Source organism: Pseudomonas sp. B16(2017), assembly GCF_002113205.1.
GTDB classification, from domain to species: Bacteria; Pseudomonadota; Gammaproteobacteria; order Pseudomonadales; family Pseudomonadaceae; genus Aquipseudomonas; species Aquipseudomonas pharyngis.
On record NZ_NEKA01000011.1, the window covers coordinates 103118 to 126963 of the forward strand.

Below are 23846 nucleotides of genomic sequence, written 5' to 3' on the forward strand. Positions count from 1 at the left end.
GTGCCCACCATGATTGCCATTGCCGATATTTGCCGCATCGTCGAATCCGGCTTTTCGCCGTTGTATTGCGACTGCACCGAAACGGCGCAAGGCCTCTTGCAGATCAAGGTTTACGAACCCGACAGCGGGCGTGTCGAGTTGCTGCTCAATGGTGTTTCTCCTGAACATCTGGTCACTATTCGTGACATCTCCAATTTCATCGGTGAATTGCGCACGGAAATGAGCGCCGGACGCCGGGCGTTTGCCGGCTGAGGGTCAAAGGCGTCGCTGAAAGGCGCGGACGATGCTCAGCGTGGCGTCACTGACGTTCAGATTCTGCACCGCATCGAGCGGGTGCCAGAGACAGTCGACGATTTCATTCAGCGGGCGAACCTGATCGATGTTCAGCACCGATGCCTCGTAGACGTGGTGGCGGGTGCTGCCGTTCTGCAATTCCATCAGATAAAGCATGTCATCGCTGTCCAGCCCGGTTTCCTCTTTGAGTTCTCGGACGGCGGCTTGCGCGCGGGTTTCTCCCGGTTCGACGGTGCCCCCCGGAAGCGTCCAGCGGCACCTGGGTTTGCGCACCAGGAGAATGTGTCGATCCTGCTCGCAGATGACGGTTGCTCGTACTTTCATGTGTTACCCGATTGCCGGTTGTCATAAATCTGTCATGAATTAGCAATATTTGGGCCGCTACCGGTTTAGAGCTTCTGAGTGCCTGGAAGCGGCAAAAGTGCCGGAGACTTGACGCGGCCACGGTGCGACGTCCGGTCGGCACGGCAGCGCGTTGCGGGTGTAAGGTGGAAAAGTTCGTCAGCAGACAGGAGGTGCCTATGAGCATGGCGATGCTGAACAAAATGCACATGAATGGCTACGACGTACTCAGCGTGAACAACGGCCCGTGGCGGGTCTGCACGCAGGGTGACCGGCTCGCATCGTTTGCCAGTCGCGAGGAAGCGCTGGCGTATGCCGCTGCGCTGCCGGGGTACAAAAGCCGCGCACGCGGCCGCAAGACAGACTGAAGGTCTGTGAAGAAAAAGCCCCGGTTGTCCGGGGCTTTTTGCTGTGGGCTGAGTGAGGTTCAGTGGACTTTGGTTCGGCTGATGGCGCGGGCTTTCACTTCGCGGGCATACAGTTGCAGGCGTTCTTCATCGCTTTGCAGCACTTCGCAGGATCGCAGTACCGCCTGGGCGTCCGCCTCGTTGCCCGACTGACGCAGTTGCTCGGCGATGCGCTTGAGGTCCACCGCCGACCATCTCAGGTCCGATGCCACGCTTTGCAGGTCACGCTGAAGTTCGTGTTCGTATTCATTGAGCCGCATGATCACCTCCGGAACATTCTCGGTAAAACAGAGTAGCCGCATTTTTCCGGTGTGGGGCATGGTCTTCTGTCGGTGAGCTGAATGGCCCGGTTTTCGGGGAGTACCGGCAGAGCGCTACGATGGATGTCCGAACAGTTACAGGGTACATTTGCGTTTTTTCAGATGAAGGAATCACTATGCGGATGTTGATCGGAGGGATGCTGATGGCGGCATTGGCCGGTTGTTCGTTGCCTGCGTCACTGGTGCCGGGCGAGCCGAATGTCAGCAAGACCAGCGACAAGACTCCCAAGGACTACGCCGCGTGTGTATTGCCGCTATGGCAGCAGGACGTTGCCAAGACGTCCCAGACAGCGATTTCCAATGGCTACCGGATCACCGCGCCGAGCATCGTCACCGCCGACGAGATTCTCGATGTGGTCAAGTACAAGGACGGCAGCCGCGTTTCCCTGTACCAGGGGCCGCCGTGGGCGAAGTCCGGGTCGTTGCGCAAAGCGGTGCGCGACTGCCTGTAATGGCGAAATAAAAAAAGCAGAAACCGGAGATCGGTTTCTGCTTTTTTTTGCCTGCTGATCGGGCTCAGTCCGAGATGTCGGTGAGCGGAATGCCGGCGCCACCGGTCTTCTTTTCCCGGCGATCCTGCATCCAGTCTTCCACCTGGCTGTTGAACCCTGCCGGTGCCTTGCGCCCGACCTTTCTGGCGATGTCGAGGATGGTCTGCTGGGCGAGGGCTTCTTCCATGCGCTTTTGCGCGGTCATCATCGCGGCGTGAATCGAGCAGGTGCCGTCCAGCGCCCAGTCCGGCGGGGAGCCGTCGAACAGTGCGCAACGTCCGCGTATCTCCCGGCACTCGAAAATGTTCTTGCGACCATCGATGGCATTGACGATGTCGAGCAGGGTGATTTCATCCGCCGGACGCGCCAGGGTAAAGCCGCCGCGCACACCGCCGGTGGATTCCACCAGTTTGCCTTTGGCCAGTTTGGTGAAGATCTTCGCCAGATAATCCAGCGGCACCCCTTGCAGCTCTGCCAGATCGCGCACGCTGGCTTCACGACGGTCACCGCCGCTGCCTACCAGAAAGGCCAGGCAGTGAATGCCGTACTCGACCCCCGCACTGTAAAGCGACATAACTATCTCCGACTGTATTTGTCGCCGATGTTATCAGGGTTGTTCGTGGCAAACAAATCGGGAGCGCCTTGAGTGTTTGGCTATGAGGATCCCGGATTTATTGGTTTTTAGCTAAATCAATGAGTTAAGGGAGGTGGCTACGTTCGATCTGAGCTATCGAAGTTTTCGATGCTAATCATCACAAAATCTGACTTTTCGGATTCAAAGGCGACCAATACAGTCGCCGTTGTCAGGTGAGCAGCCTTCCGCGTTCTTGAAAAATACAACCGAGTCCGCTCCCGATGATGTGAATCCTTCAACCTCATTCAGTGACTTGGCTTCGTGCCTGGAGAGAACAATGAAACAGCACATTCTGGTAATCGGCGCAGGTTTCGGTGGCATGTGGACGGCATTGAGCGCCACGCGTCTGGTCGACATTCACAATCGGGACAACATCGACGTCACCGTACTGGCGCCGCAGGCCGAGCTGCGCGTTCGTCCGCGTTTCTACGAGCCGAACGCCCACACGCTGGCCGCGCCGCTGGGCGATCTGTTCGATGCGGTTGGCGTCAACTTCATCAAAGGCGCGGCGAACACCATCGACGTACAGGCGAAAACCGTGGGCTACACCGACGCAGCCGGTACGCAACAGGTGTTCAACTACGACAAACTGGTGCTGGCCGCCGGCAGCGGCCTGGCCCTGCCGGACACCCCGGGCGTGGCGCAGTATGCGTTTGACGTCGACCAGATCGAAGCCGCCATCCGCCTGGAACATCATCTGAAATCCCTGATCGACCAGCCTGAAAGCCAGGCGCGTAATACTGTGGTCGTCGCCGGCGGTGGTTTCACCGGTATCGAAACCGCCACGGAAATGCCGGCGCGTCTGCGAGCCGTGCTGGGCGATGATGCCAACATCCAAGTGATCATCGTTGACCGTGGGCAGAAAGTCGGCGCTGCCATGGGCGAAGCGATCAGCGTGTCGATTGCCGAAGCGAGCGAAGAGTTGGGCGTCGAATGGCGACTGGGTGTGTCGGTGCTGTCGGTCGATGAAAACGGCGTGACCCTGTCGGACGGCCAGCGCATCGAGGCAAAAACCGTGGTCTGGACCACCGGTGTACGCGCCAGCTCCCTGACCGAGCAGATTCCTGCCGAGCGCGATCGCCAAGGTCGGCTGCACGTTGATACCCATTTGAAAGTCATCGGCCAAGACGACATCTTCGCCACCGGCGACGTGGCTTACGCGGCCACCGACGATATCGGCAACTTCGCCCTGATGACCTGTCAACACGCGATTTCCCTCGGTCGTCACGCCGGCAACAACGTTGCGGCGCAGATTCTGGGGGTCGACCCGACGCCGTACAGCCAGCCGAAATACGTGACCTGCCTCGACCTCGGCGCCTGGGGCGCGGTGTACAGCGAAGGCTGGGATCGTCAGGTAAAACTGGTCAAGGAGGAGGGCAAGTCGCTCAAGACCCAGATCAACACCCAGTGGATCTACCCGCCGGTGGCTGACCGTGCCATCGCGCTGGCGGCTGCGGATCCGATGATCCCTGTCGTCGCGTAAAACGGCGTGTCACAGAAAATCTCGCCCGGTTGATGCCGGGCGGGATTTTTTTGTTCAGATTCCGCAAACTCCTCCGGCAAGGATCACTCGACCGAACTCGGCGTTGGCCTCCTGAGGTGTGATCGCGAGCAACTGGTCGAGGCGAATTTCCTGTCGCGCGGCTTGTTGCTCGATCACCAGGAACTCTTCCTTGTCACTGCTGGTTCGCGTGGTCACGGCCCGGGCCATCAGACGCTGACCGTCGACCAACTCAATGTCCAGCTGATAGCCGCGCAGGCAGGCTATTTCCAGGTAGTCGTGCAGATCACAGTTCAACGGCTGATAACGGGTCATGGCGTTACTCCTCGAAACCTTGCGCGATGATGAAACGATCCGGCTCGTGCATCAACCTTCATGCGGCGGTGCTGATGGCGGCAGGGAACGGTGCTGATCAGATTCTGCGGGATGTGTAATGCGCGGTGACAGTTGATTGCGGGCGTTTTTCCCGCGAGCACTAGGCTTTGAATGCCGGCCCGTTACGGGCCGGCATTGCTGTTTCTGGAGGATTGTTTTTGATTCAAGGAGCGACCGATCATGGATGATCTGGTGAAAGAAGTGATTCCGCTGTTGCAGTACCTGATTCCGGGGTTTGTCTCGACCTGGATTTTCTACACCCTGACGGCCTTCAAGGGGCCGGATACGTTCGGCCAGATTGTGCAGGCGCTGATTTTCACGTTTGTGATTCACGGGATGGTGCTGGGGGTTGGAGCGGTTTGTGTGTGGGTGGGGGAGAAGGGGTTTTCTGTAGGGAAGTGGGATGCGAAGGCTGAAGCGTGCTGGGCATTTTCTGCTTCGTTGTTGCTTGGGTTGATGGCTTGCTGTCTGGCAACCAATGACCGATTGCATGGGTGGTTACGCAGTAGAAACGTAACGAAACAATCTTCCTATCCGAGTGAATGGTTCAGCGCGTTTGCGCAAAATGATCAATTCATCACCCTGCATTTGAACGACGAAAGGCGCGTTCTAGGCTGGCCGGTCGAATGGCCTCCCGAATCCAGCACCGGGCAATTCTTGATGGGATCTCCGTACTGGCTCAATGAAGATGGCACCAAGTCGCCTTTGGGCGCGGAGTTTTTGCTGATAGATTCCGCAAAGGTTAAATGGGTTGAGTTCAACCCGACATCAGAGGGTTCAACATGACTGCTAGAGCACGACGACCTATGCCGGAGCATCTCAGACACCTGGTTTATGGGCCAGACGGTAAGCGATTGGAGAATCCACCGATTCAGGCTTCAAAGGCACCACCACCGCTGAAGTATCCCCCATCACCGCATGCCCAATCCTAACCCCATCCATCCTTCACCGCCCGGCGAATGCCCTCCAGCAACATCGCAAACGCCGGGTTGTCGTTGTTCTCCCGCCAGATCAGATGCAGCTCGCTCTGCACCCCTTCGCCCAGATCGATCTCGCGAAACACCACATTCCTGAACACCACACTGGTCGCGCAACGCGGCACCAGCGCCAGGCCCATGCCTGCGTTGACCAGCGCCAGAATCGTCAGCGAAGACCCAAGCCATTGCACGTAATCCGGGGCGACCCGGGCCGAACGCAGCATGCCGGTGAGCAATTCGTTGAACGGCGGATAGGCTGCGTGGGAATACATCAGGAACGGCTGCCCGTCCAGATCCTTCACTGACACATCGTCTGCCTCGGCCAGTCGATGGCCGCTCGGCACCGCCAGCACAAACGGCTCGCGCACCAGGCACTCGGTCGCGTAGCCCGGTTCCAGCAACGGCGCGCGGACGATCCCCAGGTCAATGCGTCGAGCGCGCAGGGCTTCGTGTTGCTGGTAGGTGTTCATTTCAGTCAGGTCGATCTTCACCTGCGGCTGCTTGAGGCGCGCCTCGGCGATGACCTTGGGCAGGAATTCATAAACCGCGCTGCCGACAAAACTGATGTTCACCGAACCGATATCGCCCTCGGCAAAACGCCGGGCGGTGACGGCGGCTTGCTGGGCGCGCTCGAGCAGGTTCTGCGCCTCGATGAAGAATGCGCGGCCGGCAGCGGTGAGCGCCACGCTGCGTGTGCTGCGGGTAAACAGTTCGACGCCCAGGTGATGTTCCAGTAACTGGATCTGCCGGCTCAGTGGCGGCTGGGTCATGTTCAGCCGCTCGGCGGCACGCCGGAAGTTGAGTTCGGTGGCGACGGTGGTGAAGCAGCGCAGTTGGGTCAGCTCGAACATTGATCTAATCCAGGTATCAATCGAATGCCAAGTTAGATTAGACGGGATCAATCACCCCGTCCATGATCGCTCTACGCCTGAGCAGGCCATCCCTACAAAAACAAAGATCGGGAGTCGCCCCTTGAATACCCTCCAGAGTCCGCCGGACATCACGGTACTCGCCCGCGCCGCCGCCAAGGTCAAGCGCCATGTGCTGCCGCTGTTCGTGGTGATGTTCATCGTCAACTACATCGACCGGGTCAACATCGGTTTTGTGCGCAGTCATCTGGAAACCGATCTGGGTATCGGCGCTGCTGCCTATGGCCTTGGTGCCGGTCTGTTTTTCATCGGTTACGCCTTGTTTGAAGTGCCATCCAACATGCTCCTGCAACGCTACGGCGCCCGCGCCTGGCTGACACGGATCATGTTCACTTGGGGCGCCGCCGCGATGGCCATGGCGTTCGTCAAGGGTGAAACCAGTTTCTATGTGCTGCGCTTCATTCTGGGCGCTGCCGAGGCCGGGTTCTTCCCGGGGATCATTTATTACTTCACCCAATGGCTGCCGGCCTCTGAGCGCGGCAAGACCATGGCGGTGTTTCTCAGCGGCTCGGCAATCGCTTCGGTAATTTCCGGTCCGGTGTCCGGCGCGCTGTTGCACATCAGCGGTCTGGGCCTGCACGGCTGGCAGTGGATGTTCCTGATCGAAGGTGCCGCGTCGGTAGTGCTCTGCGGGTTTGTCTGGTTCTGGCTGCAATCCCATCCGCGTCAGGCCAAGTGGCTGAGCGAGGAGGAGCGTGAAGCGCTGGTGACGGCAATCGCTGAAGAGCAGCGCGCCCGCGAAGCAACTCACGTCGCCAGACCATCGATGTTCAAACTGTTGGCGGACCGGCAGATCGCGCTGTTCTGTTTCATCTACTTCTCCATCGCCCTGACCATCTACGGCGCCACTTTCTGGCTGCCGAGCATGATCAAGAAGATGGGCAATCTCGGCGACTTCCAGGTCGGGTTGCTCAACTCCGTGCCGTGGATCATTTCCATCGTTGCGATGTACAGCTTTGCGGCGCTGGCCGGCAAGTGGAAATTCCAACAGGCGTGGGTCGCGCTGACCCTGGTGATCGCCGCGTTCGGCATGTTCATGTCCACCACCGGCGGGCCGATTTTCGCCTTCGTCGCGATCTGTTTTGCGGCCATCGGTTTCAAGGCGGCTTCGGCACTGTTCTGGCCGATTCCGCAAAGCTATCTGGATGCGCGCATCGCGGCGGCGGTGATCGCGCTGATCAACTCCATCGGCAATCTGGGTGGCTTCGTTGCGCCGACCGCGTTCGGTTTCCTGGAACAGACCACCGGCTCCATAGAAGGCGGCCTGTATGGCCTGGCCGCAACTTCGCTGGTGGCAGCAGTGGTGATCTTCTTTGCCCGCATGGCGCCCGGCGCCAAAGGCAAAACCCCGGCAAAGCCTGAACCCGAAACCGCCGTCGCGCCGACGGCCAATCCGGTGGCGAGCCACTGATTCCGACTCAACAGGAGCGTCATTTTGAAAATCACTCGCGTAACCGTCACTCCGATTGCCTTCCGTGATCCGCCGCTGCTCAACGCCAGTGGCATCCACGAACCGTTCGCCCTGCGCTCGATCATCGAGATCGAAAGCGACAACGGCTACATCGGCCTCGGCGAAAGCTATGGGGATGCCCCGGCACTGGCGATCCAGCAACAGTTGCAATCGCAGTTGATCGGCCTCGATCCGTTCAACCTCAATCAGCTGCGTCGGATTGTCCAAGCGACGGTCGCTGCCAACAAACCGGCCAGTCTGGCCGGTGCTGAACTCGCCCCTGGTTCCCATGCCAGTAAAGCGGTGAGCAACGCGTATTCGGCGTTTGAAGTGGCGTTCCTCGATTTGCAGGCCCGCTACTTGAATGTGCCGCTGGTGGATCTGCTGGGCGGTGCGGTGCGCGATGAAGTACCGTTCAGCGCCTATCTGTTTTTCAAGTACGCGCAACACGTCGATTCACCGTACAAGCCGGACAACTGGGGCGAGGCGCTGAACGAGCAGCAGATCGTCGCCCAGGCCGCGCGGATGATCGAGGCGTATGGTTTCAAGAGCATCAAGCTCAAGGCCGGCACGCTGCCGCCGGAACACGAAGTGGCGTGCATCAAGGCGCTGAAAAAGGCCTTTCCCGGTTATCCGCTGCGCATCGATCCCAACGGCAACTGGTCGCTGGAAACCTCGATCCGCATGGCCGAGTTGCTGGGCGATGATCTGCAGTATTACGAAGACCCGACCCCGGGCCTCGAAGGGATGGCCGAACTGCACAAACGCACCGGGCTGCCGCTGGCGACGAACATGGTGGTCACCGATTTCGATGAGTTCCGCCGCAGCGTTGCGCTGAACAGCGTGCAGATTGTCCTCGCCGATCACCATTACTGGGGCGGCCTGCGCGACACCCAGACCCTGACGAAAATGTGCGACACCTTCGGCCTCGGCGTGTCGATGCATTCCAATTCACACCTGGGCATCAGCCTGATGGCGATGGCTCACGTAGCGGCTGCCGTAACGAATCTGGACTACGCCTGCGACACCCATTACCCGTGGCAGGAACCGGATGAAGAAGTGATCAAGGGCGGCAAGCTGCCGATTGTCGATGGCTGCGTGAAGGTTACTCGTGCACCGGGTCTGGGGCTGGAACTGGATCACGATCAACTGGGCAAGCTGCATGACCAGTACCTGACTTGCGGCATTCGCCAGCGTGATGATGTGCGGCAGATGCAGCGCTATAAACCGGACTGGAAAGCGGTGAAGCCGCGGTTCTGAGTTCACGGGGCTGCTCGCGATGGCAATTGATCTGGCGATGTAGAGATTCAGAGCGTACGCATCAACCAGTCGCGAAACGCCTTCAGCGACGCCAGCGACTCATTGCGCGCCGGGTACACCAGGTAATAGCTGCGCCGGCTGCTGATCGGTTGGCCCAGTTGCAGCAGCTCGCCGTTGTGCAATTCATCTTCGACCAGAATCCTCGGCACCAGTCCGATGCCGATATTGGCGCGCACCGCCTGGATCAGGTGCGAGGTCATCTCGAAACTCGGGCCGATGCGCATGCTGCGATGGGGCAGGGCGTGATGACTGAACCACTCGGACCAGGCCTGAGCATTGCTGCTGACGTTGAGCAGCAATTGCCCGGCGATATCCTTGTCGGCCGCACGGCGTTCGGCATCGGTCAGCTGCGCACTGGCGATCACCACCAGTTCCTCGGTGTGCAGGCGGTGGGCAGTCAGCCCCGGCCAGTCCCCGCCACCGACGCAAATCGCCGCGTCGATTTCGCTGGTGTCGAAGTCGATCGTCTCGATGCGTGAATGCAGGTGCACGGTCATGCCTGGGTGCGCGGTGTAGAAATCCTTCAAGCGCGGCAGCAGCCATTTCGAGCCGAAGGTCGGCAAGGTCGCCAGGCGCAGGCTGTGGATTCCCGAACCAAACGCCATGGCCTGCAACGTCGCACTGCGGATCTGGCCGAGGGCTTCGGACAGTTCGCGCTGATACATGCGCCCGACGTCAGTGAGGATCACTCGCCGGCCTTCGCGGCTGAACAGGCGCATGCCGAGCATCTTTTCCAGGATTTGCACCTGACGGCTGACCGCACTCTGAGTCAGCGACAGTTCGTGAGCGGCGCGGGTGTAGCTTTCATGGCGTGCAGCGGCTTCAAACGCCAGCAGCAACGACATCGAGGGAGTAAGGGTTCGCGGATTCATTCGTTTTAGTCATGGATTGCGGGTCGATTTTACGGTTGTCCCGACATCGGTCTGCAATGAACATAAGGCCTATGAGATGGCGGGAGCGTGACGCAATCATTCATTGCGCACAACTGTTCACCGCCACACGGCCCGTTTTTGACCGAGATTGCACTTCCGATGATTGCTCAGCTGTCGCCTTCCACCACGTTGAACACTGACTACCAACAGTTTCTCAAAGCCCTTGAAACCAGCGGTTTTCGCGGCGAAATCAGTGCCGACTACGCCAGCCGCGTGGTGCTGGCCACCGACAACTCGATCTATCAGCGCTTGCCGCAAGCAGCAGTATTCCCGCGTGACGCCGACGACGTGGCGCTGCTGGCCCGTCTGATCGCCGAACCGGCCTACCAGAAAGTGGTGATCACCCCTCGCGGTGGCGGCACCGGCACCAACGGCCAGTCATTGACCGACGGTATCGTCGTCGACCTGTCGCGGCACATGAACCGCATTCTCGAAATCAACGTTGAACAGCGTTGGGTGCGGGTGCAGGCAGGTGTGGTGAAAGATCAATTGAACGCGGCGCTGAAATCCGCCGGGCTGTTTTTCGCCCCGGAACTGTCGACCTCTAACCGCGCTACTGTCGGCGGTATGATCAACACCGACGCCAGCGGCCAGGGCAGTTGCACCTACGGCAAGACCCGCGACCACGTGCTGGAACTGCACATGGTCCTGCGCGGTGGCGAGCGCTTGCACGGTCGCCCGCTGGAAGAAAGCGAGCTGACAGCGGAGTGCGCCCGCGAGGGCCGGGCCGGTGAGGTGTATCGCTGTGCGCGGCAGATCATCGATGAGCAGGGCGAGCTGATCCGGGAAACCTTCCCCGATCTCAATCGCTGCCTGACCGGCTACGACCTGGCGCACCTGCGCGAGGCCGACAACCGTTTCAACCTCAACAGCGTGCTGTGCGGCGCCGAGGGTTCGCTGGGGTTTGTGGTCGAGGCCAAACTCAACGTGTTGCCGATTCCCAAGCACACGATGCTGGTGAACATACGCTACGCCGGCTTCATGGATGCCTTGCGCGATGCCCGTGCGCTGATGGCGCTCAAGCCGCTGTCGATTGAAACCGTCGACTCCAAAGTGCTGTTGCTGGCGATGCAGGACATCGTCTGGCACGGCGTCGCCGAGTACTTTCCGGAAAGCGCCGAGCGGCCGACGCTGGGGATCAACCTGGTGGAGTTCTGCGGCGACGATCCCGAGGAGCTGCAGCGCCGGGTCGAAGCCTTCGTCCAGCACTTGGGCAACGACGCCACGGTCGAGCGCCTGGGGCATACGCTGGCCGTCGGACATGCGGCGGTGAATCGCGTCTACGGCATGCGCAAACGCGCGGTGGGCCTGCTCGGCAACGTCGCCGGTGAAGCGCGGCCGCAGCCGTTCGTCGAAGACACCGCCGTGCCGCCACAACACCTGGCCGAGTACATCGCCGAGTTGCGCGACCTGCTCGACAGCCACCAATTGCAGTACGGCATGTTTGGTCACGTCGATGCCGGCGTGCTGCACGTACGGCCGATTCTCGACATGAAAGACCCACAGCAAGCCGCACTGGTGCGTCCCGTTTCGGACGGCGTCGCCGCGCTGACCCAGCGTTACGGCGGCCTGCTGTGGGGCGAACACGGCAAGGGCCTGCGCTCGGAATATGCGCCGGCCTTCTTCGGCGACTTGTACCCGGCGCTGCAGGCCCTGAAGGCGGCGTTCGATCCGTTCAACCAGTTCAATCCGGGCAAGATCGCCACACCGAATATTCCCGGCGCGGCATTGCTGAAGATCGATGAAGTGACCCTGCGCGGCGAACTGGATCGGCAGATCGACGAGAAAGTCTGGCAGGACTACGGCGCAGCGATGCACTGCAACGGCAACGGCGCCTGCTACAACTTCGATCCCGACGACGCCATGTGCCCGTCGTGGAAAGCCACCCGCCAGCGTGCGCAATCGCCCAAGGGCCGCGCCTCGCTGATTCGCGAATGGCTGCGGTTGCAGGGCGAGGCGGGGGTCGACGTGTTGGCCGATGCCAGTCGCCTTCCGCCATTTTTCAGCACGTTGCTGCAGCGCTGGCGTAACAGCCGTGCGCAGGAACAGGACTTCTCCCACGAGGTGTACGACGCCATGGCCGGCTGCCTGGCGTGCAAGTCCTGCGCGGGGCAGTGCCCGGTGAAGGTCAACGTGCCGGACTTCCGCTCGCGTTTCCTGGAGCTGTATCACACCCGTTATCTGCGGCCGGCGCGGGATTATCTGATTGCTTCGCTGGAGTACACGATTCCGTACATGGCGCGGATTCCGTTGCTCTACAACGGCTTGATGGGCGCCTCGTTCAGCCGTCGCTTGATCGAGCGTCTTGGCGGCATGGTCGATGTGCCATTGCTCAGCCGTTTCGATTTCCACGCGGCGATGCGTCGCTGGCAGGTTCAGCCGGCATCGGTCGAGGTGTTGTCGGCGCTGACTGCAGCCCAGCGCGAACGCAGCGTGGTGCTGGTGCAGGACGCCTTCACCCGGTATTTCGAGGCGCCGTTGCTGGCGGATCTGATCGAGCTGATTTCGCGTCTCGGCTATCAGGTCTACCTGGCACCGTTCAGTGCCAACGGCAAGCCGCTGCATGTGCAGGGTTTTCTCTCGGCGTTCAACCGCGCGGCGTTGCGCAATGCCGGGCAATTGCGCGCGCTGGCCGAGGTTGGTGTGTCGTTGGTAGGGCTCGACCCGGCCATGACTCTGGTGTATCGCCAGGAATATCTGAAAGTACCGGGAATGGAGAAATGCCCGGAGGTGGCGCTGGTGCAGGAGTGGCTGCTCAAGGTCATGCCGGAGCAAATCGGAAAGCGCCGCGATGAAACCTTCCGCCTGCTGGCGCACTGCACCGAAAAAACCAACGCTCCGGCCGCCACTCGGCAATGGGAGCAGGTGTTCGAGCGTGTCGGCCTGAAGCTCGCGACCCAGGCCACCGGTTGCTGCGGCATGTCCGGCACTTACGGGCACGAAGCGCGTAATCGCGAGACCTCGGCGGTGATCTACGAGCAATCCTGGGCGAAACAGATCGAGGCGCCGGTGGAGAAGGGCGAAGCATTGGCCACCGGGTATTCCTGCCGCAGTCAGGTCAAGCGCCAGGCCGATCGACAGTTGCGCCATCCGTTGCAGGTTGTGCTGGAAACCCTGCGCACCGCGTGATCGCCGTTTGAGAACCGCTAGCGATTGGATCGGTTTTTCATGTTATAAGGTAACGAAAATTTTACGGCCGCTTTCGGGCGGCCGCATTGATCAACCTTTCGATTGCGATACTTCCATGACGATTGCGGTTCCCCGTTCTGCCCCCTCGGCCACTGGCCGGTTGCTGTCCATTGATGCGCTGCGTGGCCTGGTGATTCTGTTCATGTTGCTGGACCACGTGCGCGAAACCTTTCTGCTGCATCGTCAGGTCAGCGACCCGATGGACATCGCCAGCACCGAGCCGGCGCTGTTCTTCAGCCGTACCCTGGCGCATCTGTGCGCGCCGGTGTTCGTGCTGCTGACCGGGTTGTCGGCGTGGCTGTTCGGCGAGAAGTACGACGGCAAGTCTGACGTCAGTGCCTTCCTGTTCAAGCGTGGACTGTTTCTGGTGCTGCTGGAATTCACGCTGGTGAATTTCGCCTGGACGTTCCAGCTGCCACCGACCGTGATCTACCTGCAAGTGATCTGGGCGATCGGCCTGAGCATGATCGCGCTGTCGCTGCTGGTCTGGCTGCCACGCTGGCTGTTGTTGACGCTGAGCCTGGCGATCATCGCCGGGCACAATCTGCTCGACGGACTGCACTTCGCAGCGGAGTCGGCGCTGCACGTACCGTGGGCGATCCTGCATGATCGCGGCTGGATCGAGGCGGGCGAGACCTTGCGTCTGCGCACCTCGTACCCGTTGTTGCCGTGGATCGGCGTGATCGGGTTGGGTTACGCGCTGGGGCCGTGGTTCGCTCGCGCCGCCGATGCAGCCGTGCGTCAGCGCCGCTTGTTGATCGGTGGCATCGCCGGGCTGCTGGGGTTCGTGGTCCTGCGGCTGGTCAACGGTTACGGCGAGAAACCCTGGGCCTTCGGTGACAGCGGTGTGCAAACCCTGATGAGCTTTTTCAACATCACCAAATACCCGCCGTCGCTGTTGTTCATCACATTGACGGTGAGTGTCGGACTGTTGCTGTTGCTGGTGTTCGAACGCGCACAGGATCGACGCTGGATTCGCTGGCTGACGGTGTTCGGTTCGGCACCGATGTTTTTTTACCTGCTGCACCTGTATGCGCTGAAGGTGCTGTACCTGATTGGCGTGGCGCTGTTCGGGCTCAATCAGGGCACGTATTTCGGTTTCTCGTCGGTGACGGCGGTGTGGCTGGCGGCGATGGTGCTGGCGGTCGCGCTGTTCCCGGCCGTGCGCTGGTTCTCGGCATTGAAGGCCCGGCGTCGCGACATCGCCTGGTTGAAGTATCTGTAAAACGGCTCAGCCCGTTTTGCCATCGCGGGCATGGCGGGCGAAGTCGATAAACGCCTTGAGCGGCGCCGGCACATGGCGCCGGCTCGGGTAATACAGGTGCAGACCCGGATAGTACGGGCACCAGTCCGCCAAGACCTGCACCAGACGCCCGGCCGCGAGGTGCTCGCTGACCATGTCTTCGAACACATAGGCCAATCCCAGACCTTGCAACGCCGGGCCGACCATCAGGCTGACATCGCCCAGGGTCAGCGGGCCGTTGACTTCGATTTCCTGATCGATGCCACCGCGTTCGAATTCCCAGCGATACAGCGCGCCGCTGGGAAAGCGGTGACGGATGCAGGGCAGGGTGTGCAGATCCTCCGGTTTTTGCGGCGCGGCGTGCCGTTCCAGAAACGCCGGTGAAGCGACCACCACCGAGCGCAAGGTCGGGCCGATCGGCAGCGACACCATGTCCGCCTCCAGCCGATTGCCGAACCGCACCCCGGCATCAAAACCGGCGGCGACGATATCCAGCAGCGCATCGCTTTCGACCACTTCCAGGCGGATGTCCGGGTAGGCCTGCAGGAACGCCCCGGCAATCGGCAGCAACACCAGTTCGCAGGCCTGACGCCCCGCAGTGATGCGCAGGTTGCCGGAAGGTTTGTCGCGAAAGTGATTGAGGTCTTCGAGCGCGTCGTCGATGTCGCGAAACGCCGGTTTCAGCCGCGCATATAACCGCTCGCCCGCTTCGGTCAGCGCCACACTGCGAGTGGTGCGATTGAACAGACGCACGCCCAGGCGATTTTCCAGAGTGCGCAATGAATGGCTCAGCGCGGACGGTGTCAGGCCCAGATCCACCGCCGCACGGCTGAAATTCAGGTGCTGGGCGATGCAGAGAAAGATCGACAGATCCGCCGTGGACGGGTTTTTCATTTGTGAGCACCTTTCACAAAGTCATGAAAATTTGCTGGGATTATCACATCAGTAGCACGGCTTTAAAGTCGACTCAACTCATCAAGAAGGCCCGGTAATCTCGCCAGGGTCACCGACAGGAGGAGTTGATATGCGTACTTGGCTGATTACCGGAGCTTCCCGTGGTTTTGGCATCCTTATCGCCGAACAGGCCCTGCGTGCCGGTGACGCGGTGATTGCCACCGCCCGCAACCCGCAAGACATCACCGACCGCCTCGGCGATCACCCGAACCTGCTGGCGGTGCGGCTGGACGTCACCCGTGAAGAGGAAGCCCATCAAGCGGTGGCGCAGGGCATCAAGCGCTTCGGCCGCATCGACGTGCTGATCAACAATGCCGGCTTTGGCGTGTTGGGCGCCGTCGAAGAAACCAGCGCCAGCGAAACCGAGCGCCTGTTCGCGACCAACGTGTTCGGCCTGCTCAACGTCACCCGTGCCGTGCTGCCACACATGCGCGCCCAGCGCAGCGGACGGGTCATCAACATCTCGTCGATTGGCGGTTATCAGGCCTACGTGGGCTGGGGTGTCTACGGCTCGACCAAGTTCGCAGTGGAAGGCATCAGCGAAGCGCTGCATCAGGAACTGGCGCCGCTGGGCATTCATGCCACGGTGGTCGAACCGGGCTTCTTCCGCACCGACTTCCTCGACGAGCAGTCGCTGCTCAAGACCGCGCTGGTGCTGCCGGACTACGACGAAACCGTTGGCAAGATGCGCACCTTTGCCGAAGCCGCCAACCATGCGCAACCGGGCGATCCGCTGAAGTTTGCCGAAGCGATGCTGGCGCTGGTCAACGCACCGAACCCGCCGCAGCGGCTGGCGCTGGGCAGCGACACGATTGCGCGGATCGAAGCGAAGAACCGCTTGGTGGCACAGGAGTTGGCCGAGTGGAATGAGCTGGCGCTGTCCACGGATTTCAAGGACTGACCTAGCCCCTCGTTGAAGCTATCGCAGGCTGCGCTCTATTGATCGCAGCCTGATTTTCTTTTCATTGGATGAAATCATGACAAACGTCTCCCAACACACTGGCGCGCGCGACAAGCTGCTGATCCTCGCGGCCATTTGCCTGTCGGCGCTGGTCCTTCCGTTAAGTTTTACCGGTGGCGCGGTGGCGACGCCGGCCATTGGCCGTGACCTGGGCGGCAGCCCGGTGGCGCTGACCTGGATCACCAATGCGTTCATGTTGTCGTTCGGCAGTCTGCTGATGGCGGCGGGGGCGTTGGCCGATGTCTATGGACGCAAGCGCCTGTTCACCGCCGGCATACTGTTGTTCACCGCAGCGTCGATTGCCCAGAGCCTGGCGCCTTCGGTGTTCTGGCTGGATGTGCTTCGGGCGATTCAGGGCGTGGCCGGTGCGGCGGCGCTGGCCAGCGGTTCGGCGGCGTTGGCGCAGGAGTTCGAAGGTCATGCGCGCACCCGTGCGTACAGCATGCTCGGCACCACGTTTGGTATCGGTCTCGCGTTCGGCCCGTTGGTGGCCGGGGCGTTGATCGAGGCGTTCAACTGGCGCGCGATCTTTGTGTTTACCGCGCTGATTGGTGTGATCGCGATGGTCTTCGGCCTGCCGCGCATGCGTGAAACCCGCGACCCCGACGCCAGCGGTCTCGACTGGCCGGGTACCGTGACGTTCAGCTCGATGCTGGCGCTGTTCACGTTCGGTGTGATCCAGGCGCCCGAAAGCGGTTGGGGCAGTCCGTTAGTGGTCGGTCTGTTGGGTGCTTCGGCGTTGTTGCTGGCGCTGTTCGTCTTCATCGAAATGCGCGTCAAACGTCCAATGCTCGATCTGACGCTGTTCCGCTTTCCGCGCTTCGTCGGCGTGCAGATGCTGCCGATCGGCACCTGCTATTGCTACATCGTGCTGGTGGTCATGCTGCCGCTGCGGTTTATCGGCGTCGAAGGCTTGAGTGAAATCGATGCCGGTCTGCTGTTGCTGGCGCTGTCGGCGCCGATGCTGGTGGTGCCGATGCTGGCGGCGTCCATGACCCGGTTTGTCTCGGCCGGCATCCTGTCGGGCGTGGGCTTCCTGATTGCCGCCGTGGGGCTGCACTGGCTGAGCCTGTACAACGTCGGCGAGCCGAAATTCGCGCTGGTGGTGCCGATGGTGTTGATCGGGATCGGCGCGGGTCTGCCGTGGGGCTTGATGGATGGACTGTCGGTCAGCGTGGTGCCGAAAGAGCGCGCCGGCATGGCGGCCGGGATTTTCAACACGGTACGGGTGGCGGGTGAAGGGATTGCACTGGCGAGCGTGGCGGCGATTCTTGCCTCGCTGCTGCATACCGATCTGCAGTCAGTGGCCAGCGGTGCAGACGCCGCGCTGATTGCGCAGACCGCGCACCGGGTAACCACCGGTGACATGGCCCATGCGATCAACACAGTTCCGGGGTTGGCTAACGAACGGCTGGTGCAGGGTTACGCCTCGGCGTTCCAGTATCTGCTGCACATCCTGACGATCATCACCCTGGTGTCGGCGGCTGTGGTGCTGGGGCTATTAAGCAAAGATCGGACGGTGTCGGAACTCCAACAGGCTGCGGCATAAATGAAAAAGCCCGGAAGCGCAAAACGCTTCCGGGCTTTTTTTCATTGGATCAGCAGCGATCCAGCCACACCGTCTGCGCATTACAGAACTCGCGCACGCCGAAGTGCGACAGCTCACGACCGAAACCGCTTTTCTTCACGCCGCCGAAGGTCACGCGCGGGTCGCTGGCGGAGTAACCGTTGATGAACACGCCACCGGTTTCCAGTTCGCTGGTCAGTTGCTGGGCCAGGGCGACGTTGGCGGTGTAGATCGTGGCGGTCAGGCCGAACTCGCTGTCGTTGGCCAGCGCTACAGCGTGGGCGCAGTCGCGAGCGGTGATGATCGAGGCCACCGGGCCGAACAGTTCCTGTTTGAACGAAGTCATGCGGTCGGTGACATCGGCCAGCACGGTCGGCTCGTAGTAGTTGCCCGGGCCTTGGCCCTTGCCGCCGCCGAGCAGCAGGGTGGCGCCTTCTTCCAGGGTGTCGCGCACTTGTTGATCGAGCTCGTCACGCAGATCGAAACGGGCCATCGGGCCGATGTAGTTGTCGGCGGACAACGGATCGCCCATCTTCAGCTGGCGGGTGGCTTCGACGAATTTGCGGGTGAATTCTTCGACTACGCCTTCTTCGATGATCAGGCGTTTGGCGGCGGCGCAGACTTGCCCTGAGTTCTGGTAACGACCGATCACGGCCGCTTGCACGGCTTCGTCGATATCGGCGTCGTTGAGCACGATGAACGGATCGGAACCGCCCAGTTCCAGTACGCATTTCTTCAGCGCCGCACCGGCCTGTGCACCGATGGCCATGCCGGCGCGGACGCTGCCGGTCAGCGTTACGGCGGCAATGCGCGAATCGGCAATGGCGGTCGAAACGCCTTCCGGGGTGACGTTGATCACTTCGAACACGCCATCGGCAAAACCGGCGCGGGTGAAGGCGTCGCGCAACAGATAGGCGCTGCCCATCACGTTCGGCGCATGCTTGAGCACGTAGGTGTTGCCGGCGATCAGCGCCGGGACGGCGCCGCGCAGCACTTGCCAGATCGGGAAGTTCCACGGCATCACGGCGAGAATCGGGCCGAGCGGACGGTACTCGATACGTGCCTTGCCGCCCTCGACCAGGGTCGCTTCGGCGTTGAGCATGGCCGGGCCGTGTTCGGCGTACCACTCGCAGAGCTTGGCGCATTTCTCGATTTCGCCACGGGCCTGGGCGATCGGCTTGCCCATTTCCTGGGTGATCATGGTCGCCATGGCTTCGCTGCTGTCACGCAGAGCACCGGCCAGCGCAGTCAGGGCGAGGGAGCGATCCTGCAGCGGTTTGCGTTTCCACTTGTTGAAGCCGAACGCCGCGCGGGTCAGCGCAGCATCGAGGGCTTCGGCGGATTCGAAAGCGTAGTGACCGATCTGCTCGCCGGTGGCGGGATTGATCGAGATGGCGTGGGTCTGGCTGGAAATCGGGCTCATGGCGTCGTCCTGCGAGGTCAGTGGATGCGCTCAGAGTAGGGTGGCGTTTGATTTCTGGAAACTGAATAATAAAGAGCGTTTCTTTCACGATTGGAGAATGATGATGGATCTGGTGCAACTGGAAATCTTCAAGGCCGTTGCCGAGCACGGCAGCATCAGTGCGGCGGCGGCGCAGATCCATCGCGTGCCGTCGAACCTGACGACGCGCATCAAGCAGTTGGAGGAGGACCTGGGCGTCGACCTGTTCATCCGCGAGAAAAGCCGTTTGCGCCTGTCGCCGGCGGGCTGGAGTTTTCTCGAGTACGCGCGGCGCATTCTCGACCTGGTACAGGAAGCCCGCGCCACGGTGGCCGGCGAGGAACCGCAAGGCGCTTTCCCGCTGGGCTCGCTGGAAAGTACGGCGGCGGTGCGCATTCCCGGTTTGCTGGCGACCTACAACCAGCAACATCCGAAGGTCGATCTGGACCTGTCGACCGGTCCTTCCGGGACGATGATCGACGGTGTGCTTTCGGGGCGCCTGGCGGCCGCGTTCGTCGACGGCCCGGTTTTGCACCCGGCGCTGGAGGGCATTCCGGCGTTCGAAGAGGAAATGGTCATCATCTCGCCGCTTCACCACGGGCCGATCCAGCGCGCGGCGGACGTGAATGGCGAGAACATCTATGCATTTCGCTCGAACTGCTCCTATCGCCATCACTTCGAAAAATGGTTCAGCACCGACGCTGCGGTGCCCGGCAAGATTTTCGAAATGGAGTCCTACCACGGCATGCTCGCCTGCGTCAGTGCGGGTGCCGGCCTGGCTTTGATGCCGCGCAGCATGCTGCAAAGCATGCCCGGCTGCGCGACGGTCAGCGTATGGCCGCTGGCGTCGGATTTCCGCTATTTGACGACGTGGCTGGTGTGGCGACGGGGCACGGTTTCGCGCAGTCTGAGTATGTTTGTGCGTTTGCTGGAGGAGCGCGGTGTGGTGCGTGCAGAAGAGAATTGACGCTCTGGGTTCGGGTCTTCTCCATGAAGACCTGCTCATTTGATTGAAAAGCGTGCCCGGTTCGGTGATCCGCCGAACCGGGCATTTTTTATTGGCCGTCGATGCTGCGGGGCAGGTTGAGTGGATTGGCGTCGCGCAACACCTCCGGCAACAACGCATCCGGAAACCCCTGATACGCCACCGGCCGCAAAAAGCGTTCGATCGAGGTCATGCCGACCGAGGTGAAGCGGCTGTCCGAGGTAGCCGGGAATGGGCCGCCGTGTACGGTGGCGAAGGTCACTTCCTGCGGGTGGGCGAAGGCGTTGACCACGATGCGTCCGGTGCGGCGCTCGAGGATCGGCAGCAGACGCCGGGCCAGATCCAGATCGCGGTCTTCAAGGTGAATGGCTGCGCTCAGTTGGCCCTTGAACGAACGGGCAACTGCCAGCAGTTCTTCCTCATCGCTGACCGTCACCAGCAGTGCAGCCGGGCCGAACACTTCATGGGCCAGTGCGGGTTCGTTGAGAAAGTGCTGGCCACTGACTTCCAGCAACGCCGAGCGGCCTTCAAACGGGCCATCCGTCGGCGCGCCAACCGCCACCAGATTCGCCCCCACGCTTTCCATTGCCACCAGCCCCTTGACGTATGAACCGTGAATCCCCGGCGTCAGCATCGTGCGCGCCGGCGCTTCGCTGACTCGCTTGATCATCGCGCTGCGCAACGCTTGCAGACCTTCGCCCTCGACCGCGATCAGGATCGATGGACACAGGCAGGCTTGGCCGACATTAACCAGCATCCGCTCGACAAAGCCATCGCCGATCTCACCGCCGCGCGCGGTCAGCGCTGTGGGCAAAATGAAGGTCGGGTTGACGCTGGTCATTTCGGTAAACACCGGGATCGGATCAGGCCGCAATTGAGCGCGGCGATAAAGCGCCATGCCGCCCACCTCTGAACCGGTGAAGGTCACCGCTTTAATCAAAGGATGATCGACCAGCGCTTCACCGATGGCGTTACCACCACCGCGCACCATGGAGAAAACCCCTTCATGCAAGCCATGCGACTGCACCGCTTTGCGGATAGCACGAGCCTGGATTTCCGAGGCTCCGGGATGCGCGTTATGCGCCTTGAGAATCACCGTCGCACCGGCCGCGAGTGCCGACGCAGTGTCGCCACCGGCCACCGAATAGGAGATCGGAAAATTGCTCGCACCGAAGATTGCCACCGGGCCGATGGCGATTTTCTGCAGGCGATGATCCATTCGGGGTCGCGGCTGACGCTCCGGCTGTGCCGGGTCGATTGCCAGCTGCAGGAAGCGCCCCTTGCGCACCACCTCGGCGAACTGGCGAAACTGGGTCGCGGCCCGGGCGGCTTCGCCTTCAAGCTGCGCCTGAGGCAGACCGGTTTCAAGTGCGGCGCGGGCTGCAAGCTCCTTGCGTACGGCGTCGAGATTGTCGGCGATGCTTTCCAGAAACGCCGCGCGTTCGGCCAGCGAGGTGTGGCTGTAGCTGTCGAATGCCGCGTCGGCGAGGGTTGCCGCCTGATCGACCTGGGCTGTGCCACCAAAGGCGAATTCCGGCTCGATCAGCATGTTGGTCGCCGGATTCAGCGCCTTCATCATGCCCTCAGTGGCGGGTACGTCAGCGGCGGCGATCAGCAGGTGGCCTGTCAGACTCATTTCGTTTCACCTTGCGACTGAAGAGTGGCGATCAGTTCGTCCGTGGTGGTGATGACATGGGCGAACGTCGGGCCGTTGAGTTCGTGGGCGGCGTGCATCATTTCTTCCTTGAACGCGGCGGTCGCATCGCGCACCAGCGTGACGTGATAGCCGAGTTCCGATGCATAGCGCGCGGTGGCTTCGATGCAGGTGTTGGCCAGCAGGCCGACGATGATCACGTGGGTGACGCCTTGCTGTTTCAGGCGAAAGTCAAGGTCGGTATTGGCGAAACCGCTGGAGCCCCAGTGTTCCTGAACCACGATGTCGCCGTCCTTCGGTGCGAAATCCGGGTGCCATTCACCACCCCATTCGCCGCGCGCAAAGTGGTGCATGTGCATGATCTTTTGTTGGGTCGGGGTTGGATGATCCCAGTTCTCGTAGTCGCCTTTGACCCAGCGATGATGCGGTACGATGACCACCGGAATCGGCAGGGCCCGCACGGCATGATCGAGTTTGCGCAGGTTGTCGAGCAGTCCGTTCTGCTCGGCCATCGGTTTGAGCAGCGGAAAGATCTTGCCGCCCTCGGAGAGAAAATCGTTGTACGGATCGACCAGCAGGTAGGCGGTTCTGTCGAGCGGATAGAGAGGTTTCGACATGACGATGTACTCCGGCAATGAGAGTGATCGATGCTCAGGGCTTGTTCCCGCATCGTGTTGATATGATAATCATAGTAACTGTGTAAGAGGCAAGCCCTGATGGCTGTAAACGATAGTCTTCCTGAGACCCTGTGCCCGATTTCCCGGGCCGAGGCGATCGTCGGCGACCGCTGGACGGTGCTGGTTTTGCGCGAATTGTTCATGGGCAGCCATCGCTATGACGAGATCCTGGCGCAGACCGGCGGCACGCCGCAGATGGTCGCCGCCCGTCTGAAAAGCCTGGAGGCGGACGGACTGGTCGAGCGCCGCTTGTACAACGAGCGGCCGAAACGCTACGAGTACCACCTCACCGCAAAGGGTGAGGCGTTTTACCCGGTGGTGATTGCATTGCGCGCCTGGGGCGAGACCTGGTGCAAATCGCCGGAGGAGGGGCTGGCGGTGAACATGACCCACAAGAACTGCAACCACAGCGCCGGCCTTGGGCCGTTGTGCGATCACTGCGGTGAAGTGTTGCGCCGTGAGGATTTGATCAGCCAGCCGCAAGAGGCGTACGCCGCGGAACGACAGGCGCGGCGTGAGGCGTTCAAAAACAAATGACTGAAATCACGGCGTGCCATTTCGTCCGTGCAATCGGTAAGCGGGGTGTTGGCTCAGGCGTTCGTAATAAGCGCTCACTGCGGGCAGGTGCGGATGCTCCAGCGGCGTCTCGAACCAGCGATTGACCGACAGGCCGATAGGGATGTCGGCGAGGGAAAACTGCTCGCCGCTGACATAGGCGCCGGTTTTTTGCAGCTGCCGGTCGAGGATCTCCATGTGCCTTGCCCACTCCCGGCAACCGGCCGCAAGAGCAACGCTGTCCTGATGCGCGGGTGACTTGCGCACCAGCGAAAGGAACGCGTACGACCACGACTTGTTCAGCTCCGAAGCCTGCCAGTCGATCCATTGATCCACCCGCGCGCGGGCACGCGCCTCGCTCGGGTAAAGTTGCTCGCCGCCGTAGCGCGACGCCAGGTAGCGAATGATCGAGTTCGATTCCCACAGCGTGAAGTCATCGTCCTGAATCACCGGCACCATCGCGCAGGGATTGAGTGCGAGAAACTGCGGCGTCAACGTTGATTGAAAACCTGAGCCCCAGTCTTCGCGTTCGAAGGGAAGATTCAGTTCAGCACAGGTCCACAGCACTTTGCGCACATTGATCGATGAGGCTTTGCCCAGAATTCGCAGCATTGGATTTCCATCTCCGGTTGTCGTCGGGCGTAAAGA

The 23846-nt window shown here is 61.1% G+C and carries 24 protein-coding genes; 13 read left to right on the forward strand and 11 right to left on the reverse strand.

Translation table 11 applies throughout. The features are described 5' to 3' along the window. Window positions 1-9: 9 nt before the first annotated feature. Complete coding sequence (locus tag CAG25_RS19695) at window positions 10-252, forward strand: DUF1652 domain-containing protein (protein ID WP_011334667.1); 243 nt, start codon at window positions 10-12, stop codon at window positions 250-252. 3 nt (window positions 253-255) lie between these two features. Here the strand turns inward: CAG25_RS19695 and CAG25_RS19700 are convergent, their stop codons facing one another. Beyond that, window positions 256-618 (reverse strand): NUDIX hydrolase, encoded by a 363-nt coding sequence (locus tag CAG25_RS19700; protein WP_085602944.1) that lies wholly within the window; start codon window positions 616-618, stop codon window positions 256-258. Between the two features lie 197 nt (window positions 619-815). Here CAG25_RS19700 and CAG25_RS19705 point away from each other — a divergent pair, with 197 nt between their 5' ends. After that, complete coding sequence (locus CAG25_RS19705; RefSeq protein WP_085602946.1) at window positions 816-1004, forward strand: DUF2188 domain-containing protein; 189 nt, start codon at window positions 816-818, stop codon at window positions 1002-1004. 59 nt (window positions 1005-1063) lie between these two features. Here CAG25_RS19705 and CAG25_RS19710 read toward each other — a convergent pair whose 3' ends face one another. Then, window positions 1064-1303, reverse strand: coding sequence for a hypothetical protein (locus CAG25_RS19710; RefSeq protein ID WP_007950501.1), 240 nt, complete (start codon window positions 1301-1303; stop codon window positions 1064-1066). Between the two features lie 176 nt (window positions 1304-1479). Between CAG25_RS19710 and CAG25_RS19715 the strand changes: the two genes are divergently transcribed. Next, on the forward strand, window positions 1480-1815 hold the full coding sequence (locus CAG25_RS19715) for a hypothetical protein (protein WP_041475321.1): 336 nt from the start codon (window positions 1480-1482) through the stop codon (window positions 1813-1815). Between the two features lie 64 nt (window positions 1816-1879). Here CAG25_RS19715 and CAG25_RS19720 read toward each other — a convergent pair whose 3' ends face one another. Then, the gene (locus tag CAG25_RS19720) at window positions 1880-2428 is read right to left on the reverse strand and encodes an Rrf2 family transcriptional regulator (protein ID WP_085610589.1); all 549 of its coding nucleotides are present in this window, start codon (window positions 2426-2428) and stop codon (window positions 1880-1882) included. Window positions 2429-2765: 337 nt separating this feature from the next. On the opposite strand from CAG25_RS19720, the gene CAG25_RS19725 reads away from it, so the two are divergent. Beyond that, on the forward strand, window positions 2766-3971 hold the full coding sequence (locus CAG25_RS19725; protein WP_085610588.1) for an NAD(P)/FAD-dependent oxidoreductase: 1206 nt from the start codon (window positions 2766-2768) through the stop codon (window positions 3969-3971). Between the two features lie 54 nt (window positions 3972-4025). On the opposite strand, the gene CAG25_RS19730 is transcribed toward CAG25_RS19725, so the two are convergent. After that, window positions 4026-4304, reverse strand: a complete 279-nt coding sequence (locus CAG25_RS19730) for a Rho-binding antiterminator (protein WP_085610587.1) — start codon at window positions 4302-4304, stop codon at window positions 4026-4028. A gap of 240 nt (window positions 4305-4544) precedes the next feature. On the opposite strand from CAG25_RS19730, the gene CAG25_RS19735 reads away from it, so the two are divergent. Beyond that, window positions 4545-5150: a DUF6338 family protein gene (locus tag CAG25_RS19735; protein WP_085610586.1), complete on the forward strand. Its 606-nt coding sequence runs from the start codon at window positions 4545-4547 to the stop codon at window positions 5148-5150. Window positions 5151-5292: 142 nt separating this feature from the next. On the opposite strand, the gene CAG25_RS19740 is transcribed toward CAG25_RS19735, so the two are convergent. Continuing rightward, complete coding sequence (locus CAG25_RS19740; RefSeq protein ID WP_064379392.1) at window positions 5293-6192, reverse strand: LysR substrate-binding domain-containing protein; 900 nt, start codon at window positions 6190-6192, stop codon at window positions 5293-5295. Window positions 6193-6313: 121 nt separating this feature from the next. Between CAG25_RS19740 and CAG25_RS19745 the strand changes: the two genes are divergently transcribed. Together CAG25_RS19745 and CAG25_RS19750 are read left to right on the forward strand one after the other, a co-directional pair. Next, the gene (locus tag CAG25_RS19745; RefSeq protein WP_085610585.1) at window positions 6314-7681 is read left to right on the forward strand and encodes an MFS transporter; all 1368 of its coding nucleotides are present in this window, start codon (window positions 6314-6316) and stop codon (window positions 7679-7681) included. 24 nt (window positions 7682-7705) lie between these two features. After that, window positions 7706-8980: a glucarate dehydratase family protein gene (locus CAG25_RS19750; RefSeq protein WP_085610584.1), complete on the forward strand. Its 1275-nt coding sequence runs from the start codon at window positions 7706-7708 to the stop codon at window positions 8978-8980. A gap of 47 nt (window positions 8981-9027) precedes the next feature. Here the strand turns inward: CAG25_RS19750 and CAG25_RS19755 are convergent, their stop codons facing one another. Next, complete coding sequence (locus CAG25_RS19755) at window positions 9028-9912, reverse strand: LysR substrate-binding domain-containing protein (RefSeq protein ID WP_085610583.1); 885 nt, start codon at window positions 9910-9912, stop codon at window positions 9028-9030. A gap of 159 nt (window positions 9913-10071) precedes the next feature. Here CAG25_RS19755 and CAG25_RS19760 point away from each other — a divergent pair, with 159 nt between their 5' ends. Both CAG25_RS19760 and CAG25_RS19765 read left to right on the forward strand, forming a co-directional pair. Beyond that, window positions 10072-13101, forward strand: coding sequence for an FAD-binding and (Fe-S)-binding domain-containing protein (locus CAG25_RS19760; RefSeq protein ID WP_085610582.1), 3030 nt, complete (start codon window positions 10072-10074; stop codon window positions 13099-13101). Between the two features lie 115 nt (window positions 13102-13216). Then, on the forward strand, window positions 13217-14386 hold the full coding sequence (locus CAG25_RS19765) for a DUF1624 domain-containing protein (RefSeq protein WP_085610581.1): 1170 nt from the start codon (window positions 13217-13219) through the stop codon (window positions 14384-14386). A 6-nt stretch (window positions 14387-14392) separates the two neighbouring features. On the opposite strand, the gene CAG25_RS19770 is transcribed toward CAG25_RS19765, so the two are convergent. After that, window positions 14393-15298: a LysR family transcriptional regulator gene (locus CAG25_RS19770; RefSeq protein ID WP_085610580.1), complete on the reverse strand. Its 906-nt coding sequence runs from the start codon at window positions 15296-15298 to the stop codon at window positions 14393-14395. Window positions 15299-15428: 130 nt separating this feature from the next. On the opposite strand from CAG25_RS19770, the gene CAG25_RS19775 reads away from it, so the two are divergent. Both CAG25_RS19775 and CAG25_RS19780 read left to right on the forward strand, forming a co-directional pair. Further along, complete coding sequence (locus tag CAG25_RS19775; RefSeq protein WP_085610579.1) at window positions 15429-16259, forward strand: oxidoreductase; 831 nt, start codon at window positions 15429-15431, stop codon at window positions 16257-16259. Between the two features lie 76 nt (window positions 16260-16335). Beyond that, complete coding sequence (locus CAG25_RS19780; RefSeq protein ID WP_085610578.1) at window positions 16336-17868, forward strand: MFS transporter; 1533 nt, start codon at window positions 16336-16338, stop codon at window positions 17866-17868. Window positions 17869-17917: 49 nt separating this feature from the next. On the opposite strand, the gene CAG25_RS19785 is transcribed toward CAG25_RS19780, so the two are convergent. Continuing rightward, window positions 17918-19309, reverse strand: coding sequence for an aldehyde dehydrogenase family protein (locus CAG25_RS19785; RefSeq protein ID WP_085610577.1), 1392 nt, complete (start codon window positions 19307-19309; stop codon window positions 17918-17920). A 103-nt stretch (window positions 19310-19412) separates the two neighbouring features. Between CAG25_RS19785 and CAG25_RS19790 the strand changes: the two genes are divergently transcribed. Then, complete coding sequence (locus CAG25_RS19790) at window positions 19413-20294, forward strand: LysR family transcriptional regulator (RefSeq protein WP_007950470.1); 882 nt, start codon at window positions 19413-19415, stop codon at window positions 20292-20294. Window positions 20295-20382: 88 nt separating this feature from the next. On the opposite strand, the gene CAG25_RS19795 is transcribed toward CAG25_RS19790, so the two are convergent. Then, complete coding sequence (locus CAG25_RS19795) at window positions 20383-21948, reverse strand: aldehyde dehydrogenase (NADP(+)) (protein ID WP_085610576.1); 1566 nt, start codon at window positions 21946-21948, stop codon at window positions 20383-20385. Continuing rightward, a complete protein-coding gene (locus CAG25_RS19800) occupies window positions 21945-22583 on the reverse strand; it encodes an isochorismatase family cysteine hydrolase (RefSeq protein ID WP_085610575.1) in 639 nt (212 codons plus the stop codon). Before CAG25_RS19800 ends, CAG25_RS19795 begins: the two co-directional genes overlap by 4 nt. A 99-nt stretch (window positions 22584-22682) precedes the next feature. Here CAG25_RS19800 and CAG25_RS19805 point away from each other — a divergent pair, with 99 nt between their 5' ends. Then, window positions 22683-23180: a helix-turn-helix domain-containing protein gene (locus tag CAG25_RS19805; protein ID WP_085610574.1), complete on the forward strand. Its 498-nt coding sequence runs from the start codon at window positions 22683-22685 to the stop codon at window positions 23178-23180. A 6-nt stretch (window positions 23181-23186) separates the two neighbouring features. Here CAG25_RS19805 and CAG25_RS19810 read toward each other — a convergent pair whose 3' ends face one another. After that, window positions 23187-23810 (reverse strand): glutathione S-transferase family protein, encoded by a 624-nt coding sequence (locus tag CAG25_RS19810; RefSeq protein ID WP_085610573.1) that lies wholly within the window; start codon window positions 23808-23810, stop codon window positions 23187-23189. Window positions 23811-23846 lie beyond the last annotated feature (36 nt).